The organism is Streptomyces sp. NPDC058678, from assembly GCF_042714835.1.
Taxonomy (GTDB): Bacteria; Actinomycetota; Actinomycetes; order Streptomycetales; family Streptomycetaceae; genus Streptomyces.
Genome location: NZ_JBHXSG010000132.1, coordinates 1 through 10,259, shown reverse-complemented (window position 1 = coordinate 10,259; position 10,259 = coordinate 1). Strand labels below are relative to the sequence as shown.

6 protein-coding genes are annotated in these 10,259 nt (G+C 69.4%); all 6 read right to left on the bottom strand.

Annotated elements, in window-relative coordinates:
* Window positions 1-52 precede the first annotated feature (52 nt).
* Window positions 53-1,555 carry a tryptophan 7-halogenase gene (locus ACFWWR_RS47350; protein ID WP_383877935.1) on the bottom strand — a complete coding sequence of 501 codons (1,503 nt, stop codon included), beginning with the start codon at window positions 1,553-1,555 and terminating at the stop codon, window positions 53-55.
* Complete coding sequence (locus ACFWWR_RS47345) at window positions 1,552-2,916, bottom strand: cation:proton antiporter (RefSeq protein WP_383877933.1); 1,365 nt, start codon at window positions 2,914-2,916, stop codon at window positions 1,552-1,554. Before ACFWWR_RS47345 ends, ACFWWR_RS47350 begins: the two co-directional genes overlap by 4 nt.
* 189 nt (window positions 2,917-3,105) lie before the next feature.
* Window positions 3,106-4,152 (bottom strand): ArsR/SmtB family transcription factor, encoded by a 1,047-nt coding sequence (locus ACFWWR_RS47340; protein WP_384310571.1) that lies wholly within the window; start codon window positions 4,150-4,152, stop codon window positions 3,106-3,108.
* Between the two features lie 373 nt (window positions 4,153-4,525).
* Window positions 4,526-5,254: an ABC transporter gene (locus ACFWWR_RS47335; RefSeq protein ID WP_383877929.1), complete on the bottom strand. Its 729-nt coding sequence runs from the start codon at window positions 5,252-5,254 to the stop codon at window positions 4,526-4,528.
* A gap of 78 nt (window positions 5,255-5,332) precedes the next feature.
* Window positions 5,333-6,298 carry an ABC transporter ATP-binding protein gene (locus tag ACFWWR_RS47330; protein WP_383877927.1) on the bottom strand — a complete coding sequence of 322 codons (966 nt, stop codon included), beginning with the start codon at window positions 6,296-6,298 and terminating at the stop codon, window positions 5,333-5,335.
* 259 nt (window positions 6,299-6,557) lie between these two features.
* The coding region (locus tag ACFWWR_RS47325) for an amino acid adenylation domain-containing protein (RefSeq protein ID WP_383877925.1) at window positions 6,558-10,259 on the bottom strand (3,702 nt) is incomplete at its 5' end.

Here is a 10,259-nt window from a genome sequence, read left to right as displayed (position 1 = left end):
GTCGCGCCACCCCTCATGCATGTCACTCGTCGTGCCCTCGCCCCGGCCGGGTCTAGAACCCCTCGGCCCAGTGCAGTCCGTCGCCCGAGGGGACCAGGGCGTTCTCGGTCAGGGCCTCGTCGTCGGTGCTCTCCCCCAGGGCGGCCTGTACCTGGATCTTGGCGCCCTCCTCGAGGACCGATTCGACCAGGGCCGAGCCGAACAGGTCGCGGTCACCGCCTCCCCCGGGTCCGTCGATCAGCTCCGAGAACTCCTTGAACGTCTGTTCCCGCCGGGCCACGTACGATCCGGCGTCGAGCAGGGCTCCTTCCTGCGAGGCGCCGCCGCCCACCAGTTCCACGAAGGACTCGAGTCCCGAGGCGTTGCTGTTGGTGACCTTCTTCGCCTTCCAGAAGTACGAGTCCTCGTCCTGGTGCATGTCGTAGAAGGCGACGAGGAAGTCGTGGAAGAGGGAGTACTCCCGGCGGTAGCGCGCCTCGTACTCCTGGAAGCACGTCGTCTCGTCGATGTCGATCGCGGAGCTGAGCGAGGTGTTGATGGAGCGGGCGGCCAGCAGGGCGCTGTAGGTGGCGAGGTGGACGCCCGAGGAGAAGACCGGGTCGATGAAACAGGCGGCGTCTCCCACCAGCACCATGCCGGGCCGCCAGAACCTGTCCTGGCAGTACGAGTAGTCCTTGCGCACTCGGATCTCGCCGTAGGGTCCGCTGTCCACCCGCCTGGCCTCGGCCAGGTACTCGGCGATGAGCGGGCACTCGTCGATCAGGCTCGTCAGCGCCTTCTCGCGGTCGCCCTGGACTCGCTCCAGGGCGTCGTGCCGCAGTACCGCTCCGACGCTGGTGAGGTCGTCGGTGAGGGGGATGTACCAGAACCAGCCGGCGTCGAAGGCGGCGCACAGGATGTTGCCCCGGTTGGGGGCGGGCAGTCTCTTGCCGCCCTCGAAGTAGCCGAAGAGCGCGATGTTGCGGAAGAAGTCCGAGTAGTGGCGCTTGCCGCCCACCCTGCTCTGGATGCGGCTCTTGTTGCCGGAGGCGTCCACGACGTAGCGGCTGCGTACCTCCCGTCGTACGCCCTCCGCGTCGGTGAACTTCACTCCGCTGACCCGGCCGTCGTCCTCGAGGACGTCGACGACCGCGCACTCCTCCTGGACCTCGACGCCCTTCGCGCGGGCGTTGTCCAGGAGTATCTGGTCGAACTTCATGCGCTCGACCTGGTACGCCAGTGAGGTCGGGCCGTTGAAGTTGGCGGCGACGGAGAAGGAGAAGGTCCACGGTTCGGGGCTGTTGCCCCAGCGGAACGTGCCACCCCGCTTGGGCATGAACGCGGCTTTCTCCAACTCCTCGGTCACGCCGAGGAGTCTGCAGATGCCGTGCACGGTCGACGGCAGGAGCGACTCGCCGATCTGGTAGCGCGGGAACCGTTCCTTCTCCAGCAGCAGCACTCGGTGGCCCTGCATGGCCACCAGGGTGGACACCGTGGATCCGCCGGGTCCACCGCCGACCACGACGACGTCGAACTCCTCGGATCTTTCCGCCTGTTCGGTGTGTTGCGGACTCATCTTCTGCCTCCTTGGTGAACCGGACCGCTGCCGGGGCGGTCGGGAGTGGTGGGGAGTGCCGCCGCGGTCTGGTCGCGCCTTCGGCGTTCGTCGGCGTCGGGCGGGCCGATCCGGGCCATGGCGACACGGAGCATGGGCGGCGCCATCATCGAGGTGACCGCCGCGATCAGGACGACGATCGTGTACATCTCGGGTGTGAGGATGCCGAGCCGCAGCCCGACCATCGCCACCACGACCTCCACGACGCCGCGTGCGTTCATGCCGGCGCCGAGTGCCAGCCCCTCCCACCGGCTGAGCCGGCTGGTGCGCGCGCCGACGTAGGCACCCAGGAACTTGCCGAGAACGGCCACGCAGAGCAACGCGAGCGCGGTGAGCAGTACGCGGGTGTCGGTGAGGGCCAGCAGGTCCATCCGCAGGCCCACGGTGGCGAAGAACACCGGCGCCAGCACACTCAGCACCATGCTGCGCAGGGCCCCGAACGCCGCCGGGTCGGGGTGGCCGTAGCGGCTGATGAGGACGCCGCACACGAACGCCCCGAAGATCGCTTCCAGGCCCAGCGCGGTGGTGGCCGCCGCGGACAGCAGGACGGCGATCACGACCACGAGGGCGGTTTGCGGGCCCTGCTTGCGGCGGTGCAGGGCCGCGAAGGTGCCACGGATCAGGGGTCTGCCGACGACCGCCGCGAAGAGGATGACCAGGGCGAGGTCGGCGAGGGCCCACACGACGGTGCCGGTGCGCAGGCCGGTGGTGGCCATCGCGGACAGCACCGACAGCATGACCCAGGCGAACGCGTCGTCGATCATGCCCGCGGCCAGGGTCAGTTGCCCCACCTTGCGGTGGAGCAGGTCCATGTCCATGAGCGTCTTGGCGATCACCGGGATGGCGCTGACGCTCATGGCCACCCCGAGGAAGAGCGCCGTCGTCCACCGGTCACCCTCGCCCACGAGGCCGACGGGCAGCAGGGCTCCGGCGGCGATGCCGAGGCCGAGGGGGATGACGAGCCCGCACACGCTGACCCGGATCGCGGTGGCGCGCTGGGCTCGGACCTCCCCCAGATCGAGGTGGGCTCCGGTGATGCCCACGAGCAGGAGCACGCCGATCTGCCCGACCGCGTCGAGCATGTGGAACTGCTCGGTGCTGCGCGGGATCAGCCAGTCGTACAGGTCGGGCGCCACGCGGCTCAGCACGGTCGGCCCGAGCAGCAGACCCGCGCAGAGTTCACCGACGATCGCCGGCATGCCCAGCCGTGTCGCGAGCCGTGCGAGCAGCAGTGCCGTCAGCAGCAACAGCCCGACCTGCAACAGGAAGACGAGCAGCGCATGGGACGCGATGAACGGTGGTATGGATGCCGTGGCGTGCACAGAGCGATCTCCAAGGCGAGAAAGCGTGGCCGTGAAAGGCGGGCAGGCGAAGGCGCACGGTCCGCTGTACAGCGGACGGGGCGCGTCCTTCGCGGGGCGGGCGCACCACGGCTCCTTCGCGAGCGGGGGCCTCGGGTGAAGAAGACGGAGCGGTGGGGCCCTGAGCGGCCGGTGGACGCCCCGGAGTGTTCAGGAGGCTCGGCAGGTCAGATTGTTGCCCGCGGAGACCTGGAGAGGAGCGGGGGCGGGCCTCTTGCGCGAGGCGGCAAAGGGCTGCCTCGGACGCGGTCCGCGGGCCTCTCGGGTGCTGGCTGCCTCGGCCAGGTGCACCGGTTCGGCCGGCGTGGATGCGGCCTGGAAGTTCCCATGGAGAACGGCCCGGCCGAGGGAGGTGATGCGATGGACGACCGTGTTGCGGTCGCGTTCCGAAAGGATCAGGCCCGCGTTGCGCAGGATGCCGGTGTGCTGGCTGACGGCGGCCGCCGAGGTGCCCACACTCCGGGCGAGTTCACTTGTCGTGCCGCCGGCCAGCGTCAGTCTCAGCAGTTGCGCCCGTGTACGGCCCATGAGCGCGTCCAGCGCCTCCACGTCTTTTCCCTGGGTGGTCCACAAGGCGCGCGCCTCGGTCGGCGCCGGGCGCACAGAGAAAACGAGGACCGGCAGCTCGCTGGTTCCTCCAACATCACGCAGAAATACGGCGGGGCGATCTCCGAGAAAAATTGACGGAGCTATTAACAGCCCTTTCGCGTTGAGTTCAATTTCAACGCCTTCGCCACCCGAGATTTCCAGAAACGGACGCTTCCAGGAAATCCCCGGATGTAAAGAATTCAACAGATTTTCGCCCCCGTCGAGCGCCCCCCCTATCCGCTCCTCGCGCGCGGCGCCCAGGTGGGCCAGCATCTGCGGCCAGTAGGGGTTTACGGAGATGTCGGTGTACCGCTCCATGACCGAGCGGACTTCGCTGCGCCTGAGGCCCGACGAAAGGAGCCTCTCGTCAGTGGTTCCGTCCCCGGCGAGCAACCACGTCAGGTCGGAACTCCGCCGCAGTGCACTGATGGCCTCGAGGTCGAGCCGGCTCGACCGGAGCCGGCCGGATACCTGCTCGTCCCACGCCCTGAACCCCGGCTCGCCCCGGCCCCCCACGTGTCTGAGGGAGAAAATCGCCTCCGACACCGGCCCCAGGGTGGCCATCATGTGCACATTCTCCACATTCTTGCGATTCAGACGTATCCGCATTTCTCCCCCACTACGCACTGGCACAGGACCGCGCAACCGAGGGCCGTATCACCGGATCGGTCGCCCATCGAGAACAACAAAGCCAGGCGGTCATTTTGTGACGCGCCGAGCCAGCAGTCCCAAAGTAACAAGTCCGAATCGGATACGGTAGTGCAACTGAATCTTCAGCCGGGACTAAATCGGCTTGTCCAGACGGGGGGTCCGATGATAAGGAAGCGAAAACGCAGCGATTGACCCGGAATGCAGGCGCTGCCGTCCTGGGTGACTTTCACACAGCCAACTCATAGTAACAATTCGGTCGTATGCAATCGTCGCATGCGGTGAGAGGGAAGATGGCGGCGACCGGCGGGGGAACTCAGTCGCCGCCATCGGCTCAGGCGTCCCGTCGGCGCAGGACCACGTAGCCGGCCACCTGGGCGGCGACCACCCAGACGAGGACGACCAGCAGCGCGCCCATCCGTCCGTACGGCTCCGTGTCGCCATCCATCAGGTGCTGGCCGGCTGTGGAGGGCAGGTAGTCCAGGATCTTCTTGGTGAAGTCACTGCTGGAGAGCGCCAAGGCACCCGGCAGACCCGCGAGGATCATGAACACCGTCGTCAGGGTGCCCACGGCGCTGCGGATCGCGGCCCCGATCCCGATGGCGAAGACGCCCATCATCGCGATGTAGACACCGGTGGACAGGATGGTCGGTACCGCTTTGCCCATGTCGGAGTCGGCATGCTCGAACAGGAGCGGTGCGGTGGTGACCGTCCCTACCAGGGCCAGCAGCGTCCCCATCACGAACATCACCGGGGCGGCGACCGCCGACTTGGCGAACAGCATGCGGCCGCGCACGGGCACGCACTGGAGTGTCGTACGGATGCTTCCCGTGGAGTACTCCGTCGTGATCGCCAGCATGGCGAGCGCCACCACGGCGAACTGCACCATGTTCACGGCGAGGACCATGGGATGGGCGATCGGGATGTCGGCGTCCTGATTGTCACTGCTGTTGGCGATGCTGACGCCCAGTCCCGGTGCGAAGATCGCCATCAGGGCGATGGACCCGGCAAGGCACCACCAGGTGGCACGCACGGACCAGAGTTTGGTCCACTCCGCGGCCACCGCTCCGAGCGTACCGCCGCCCCCCTGCTGTGCGGCCGACCTCGGCGCGCGCGTGCTCACGGTTGTGCTCGACATGGCTCAGGCCTCGACTTCCTGCTGTTCCTGGTGCGGGACTGCGCCCGCGGCCACGGGCTTGGGCGACTTGTACTCGATGCTGTTGGCCGTCATCTCCATGTAGGCCTCTTCCAGCGAGGCCTCGACGACGCGGAGTTCATGTAGTCGGATGCCCAGCTTGAAGGCCATGTCGCCGACCGTCTGGACCGAGATCCCGGAGACGAGGATCTCGTTCTGCTCGTGCCGCTGCACCTCCAGGGACTGGGCCTCGAGGCGCTGGACGAGGGCGTCCATGCCGCTGCTGTCGGGCGTGCGCACCCGGACCGCGGTCAGTGAACTGCGGGCGATGACACGGTCGATGGTGTCATCGGCGAGCAGCTTGCCCCGGCCGATCACCACGAGGTGGTCGGCCGTGAGCTGCATCTCGCTCATCAGGTGGCTCGACACGAAGACGGTGCGCCCCTCCTGCGCCAGCGATCGCATCAGTTCGCGTACCCAGCGCACACCGTCCGGGTCGAGGCCGTTGACGGGCTCGTCGAACAGCAGGATCTCCGGATCACCGAGCAGCGCGCTGGCGATGCCGAGCCGCTGCCCCATGCCCAGGGAGAAGGAGCCGGACCGCTTCTTGGCGACCTTCTCGAGACCGACGGTCTCCAGCACTTCGTCCACCCGCTTGCGGGGGATGCCGTTGCTGCGCGCCATGGCCAGCAGATGGCTGTGCGCGCTGCGCCCGGGGTGAAGCGCCTTGGCGTCCAGCAACGCGCCGACCTCACGCAGCGGGTGGGTCAGCGCCGCATAGGACTTGCCGTTGATCAGTGCCTCACCCGAGGTGGGATTGTCCAGACCCATGATCATGCGCATGGTGGTGGACTTACCGGCCCCGTTCGGTCCGAGGAACCCGGTGACCTTGCCCGGGACGATGTCCAGGTTCAGGCCGTCCACGGCCACAGACGTGCCGTACTGCTTCGTCACTGCGCGCAAAGTGATCATTGCCAGTCCGTCCTCAGGTGTCCGTTCATACCGCTGACCGTATGGGCCGGGTCCTGACCTGGTCTTCCGTCCATCGACAGAGCGCCACTACGACTTTCGACAGAGACGTCGAAGACACGGGAAGGGCCGCGAGGGACGTCGAAGACACGGGAAGGCCCGCGAGGAGCGCCGAAGACACAGGAAGGGCCCGTGCCGGCACTCTCGCTCCGGCACGGGCCCTTCCCCGTCGTCCTCCCGCAGTCCCTTCCGTCAAACCCTGCTACAGCAGGTCCTCGAACTCGTCGATCTCCTCCTGAGTGATCGCCCCCAGGGCCACGTCCGACGGAGTGAGCCCGCCCGCGTCCGGTCGCTCGGCGTGCTCGGCCAGGGCTCGCAGCGCCCGGAACCACAGCTGGGCGAGTTCCGCCACGGAGTCGTCCGTCACCAGGCGCCGCGCCCAGGTCCAGCTCGCCACCAGACGTCCGCCCCCGAGCCCGTCCGCTGTATGGGAGTTGAGCTCGACCACGTGCGCCAGTGGCGCTGTGTCCGCCTCACTCGACGGCCCCGCGCCCCAGGGCTCCGGGGTCCAGGAGGCATCGTCGGCGCTCTCGGCGCCCTCGGCGGCGAACCTGCCCAGATAGTTGAACCCGAGCTGCGGCCGCTGCCCGGCGGCAAGCCGCTGCCCGGTGCGCGGGTTGAGGTAGCGGAGCAGGCCGTAGCCGATGCCCGAGCCGGGCACGGCCCGCAGCTGCTCCTTGATCCGCTTCAGCACGGTGCCCGCCGCGGGCCCGCCCGCCCAGGCCTCGGCCCGGTCGTAGGCACCTGGTGCCAGCCGTACCGGATACATGCTGGTGAACCAGCCGACGGTACGCGACAGTTCGGCACCCTCCACGGCCTCCTCGACCCGGCCGTGGCCCTCCAGGTCCACCAGGAAAGACGACTCCCCGCCCCGGCCCCGCCACTCGTCGAGGGCCCAGGCGAACGCGGCGAGCAGGACGTCGTTGACCCTGGCGTTGAAGACCGCGGGCACCCGGGTCAGGAGCGGTACCGTCACGTCCTCGGGCAGCACCAGCCGCAGCCGCCCGGCGGTGCGGTGCGTGTCCTGCTTGGGGTCCAGTGGCCCGGAGCCGATCAACGCCTCCGGACCGCTCAGCACCCGCGCCCAGAAGTCGGCCTCCTCGAGCCGGTCCGGGCTCTGCGCCGCCTCCTGCAGTCGCTGGGCCCAGCGGCGCAGCGAGGTTCCCACAGCCCCGAGCCGCGGCACGCGGCCGTCCGCCACGGCCTCGTACGCCTCCATCAGGTCGGGCAGCAGGATGCGCCACGAAACCCCGTCCACCACCAGGTGGTTGATCACCAGCAGCAGCCGTCCCGGCTGTGCGGCACCCCGGTCGAACCACACCACCTGGAGCATGACCCCGCGCTCCGGCTCCAGACGTTCCGCGGCGGCCTCCGCCTCGGCCGCGTACACCCGCTCCCGTTCCTCCTCGTCCAGCCCACGGACGGCCACCCGGCGGGTCACCGACCCGGCCCGCACCGCGCCGGGCTCGGCGATGTCGCAGGCCGGCGCGCCCGAGTCGGCGGACTCGGTGACGCGCATACGCAGCGCGTCATGGTGGTCGAGCACCGCTTGTACGGCCGTGATCAGCGGCTCCAGCCGCAGACCGGCCGGCACCCGAAGCACGGTCGACTGGTTGAACCGGTCCAAGGGGCCGCCCCGTTCACGCAGCCAGTGCATGATCGGCGTCGGCGGCAGTGGACCGACGCCCGCGCCGGGCTCCTCCGCCCGCGCCGCCTCCGTCCCCACGTCCATGGTCTCGGCGATGGCGGCCACCGTGCGCCGCTCGAAGACGTCCTTGGGCGACAGCAGCAGACCTGCCTTGCGGGCCCGGCTGACCAGCTGGATCGACATGATGCTGTCGCCGCCCAGATCGAAGAACCCGTCGTCGATCCCGACCTCGGGCACCCCGAGCACCTCGGCGAACAACCGGCACAGCGTCTCCTCGCCCGCGGTGCGCGGCGCACGTCCCGGCTCGGCGGCGTGCCCCGGCACCGGCAGCGCCCCTCGGTCGAGCTTTCCGACGGACGTCAGCGGCAGGGCGTCGAGCTCCACGATCGCCTGCGGGACCATGTAGTCGGGCAGCGCCCTCGCCAGATGGTCGCGCAGCTCTCGCTCGGCGCCGTCGAGGGCCGGCACCACGTACGCGGCGAGCCGCTTGTCCCCCGGCCGGTCCTCCCGTACGACGACGGCGACCTGGGACACCGACGGGTGCGCGGCGAATGCGGCCTCGATCTCCGGCAGTTCGATGCGGAACCCGCGGACCTTGACCTGGCTGTCGGCCCGCCCGAGGAACTCCACCCGGCCGGCCGCGTTCCACCTGACGATGTCGCCGGTACGGTACATGCGCGTGCCCGCGGAACCGAAGGGATCGGCAACGAACCGCTCACCCGTTTGATCGGGCCGCCCCCAGTAGCCGCGGGCCAGGCCGGCACCGGCGAGGTACAACTCGCCCGGCACACCCACGGGTACGGGCCGCAGCGCCTCGTCCAGGACGTAGTGCCGCGTGTTGTCCATGGGCCTGCCGATCGGTACGCCACCCGCCGCGGCCTCGACGTCACGCGGACCGACCTCGTGGCAGGTCGAGAACGTCGTCGTCTCGGTCGGGCCGTAGACGTGGACGACCCGGGTCGACGGGCAGAGCTCCATGACGCTGCGCATCGCACTGGCCGAGGCGAGGTCACCGCCCGTCCACACCTGCCGTACGGTCGCCAGACACTCCGGATGCTCCTGGGCGAGCACCCGGAACAGCCCGGTGGTCATGAACAACGCGGTGATCCCGTTCTCGACGATGACCCGCCGCAGCGTCTCGATGTCCAGGTCGCCGGGTGGCGCGACCACGACCCGGCCGCCGCCCAGCAGCGGCGCCCACAGCTCGAACGTCGAACCGTCCCAGGCGTGCGGCGAGTGCAGCGGCACCCGGTCCACCACCCCGTCCAGCCAGCGTGTGTCCTCGGCCAGGGCCGTCACATCGGCGTGGGTGACCGACACGCCCTTCGGCTCACCCGTGGACCCGGAGGTGAACATCACGTACACCAGCCGGTCCGGCTGGATCTCCAGCCCGAGGTCGCCGTCCTGCGGGCGCCCGCCTGCCGGCTCCTCCGCGTCCACCACCAGCAGCGGGACGCCCTGCCCCACCACCTCCGCCCGGGGACGCAGGGCCTGGTCGGTGAGCAGGATCTCCGCCCCCGTACCGTCGAGGACCCAGCGCATCCGGCTGTCCGGATAGGTCTCGCTCAGCGGGACATACGCCCCGCCCGCCTTGGCCACAGCCAGCAGCGCCACGACCAGGTCGGCGGAGCGCCGCATCAGCACTCCCGCCCGGGACTCCGGCCCGAGCCCCAGCCCGACCAGACGGTGCGCGAGACGGTTGGCCCGCCTGTTCAGCTCCGCGTACGTGAGCTCAGCACCTTCGCACACGACGGCCACGGCGTCCGGCGTGCGGGCGACCTGTGCCTCGAAGCGGTCCGACAGCGAGGCGTCGGTCCGGGCACGGCTCGGGACGTCGGTGTCGTTCCACTCGACGAGGATCCGGTGCAGTTCCCCTTCGCTCTGCAGAACCGTCTCCCCCACGCGCCGGTCGGGGTTCGCCACCAGGGCATCCAGTGCCCGGACCATCCGTTCGGCGAGGAGACGTACGGAATCCTCCTCGAACAGATCGGCGCTGTAGTCGATCCGTCCCGTGTACCCGTCCTCCGCGTCCCCGAAGGAGAACAGCAGGTCGAACTTGGCCGCACCCGGCCCGGCCCCCACCGTCGAGACCTCAAGCCCGGGCAGCCCGGCGGCCGCCGAGAGGGCCTGTTGCTCCTCGTCGTCGTTCCAGCTGAGTGCCGTCTGGAAGAGGGGGTGGCGTGAGGGTGAGCGTTCGGGGTTGAGGGCTTCGACGAGGCGTTCGAAGGGGATGTCTTGGTGGGTGTAGGCGGCGAG

Coding starts and splice junctions, on each gene's coding strand:
- ACFWWR_RS47350 (WP_383877935.1), bottom strand. CDS start 1,555: ATGAGTCCGCAACACACCGAACAGGCGGAAAGATCCGAGGAGTTCGAC.
- ACFWWR_RS47340 (WP_384310571.1), bottom strand. CDS start 4,152: ATGCGGATACGTCTGAATCGCAAGAATGTGGAGAATGTGCACATGATG.
- ACFWWR_RS47330 (WP_383877927.1), bottom strand. CDS start 6,298: ATGATCACTTTGCGCGCAGTGACGAAGCAGTACGGCACGTCTGTGGCC.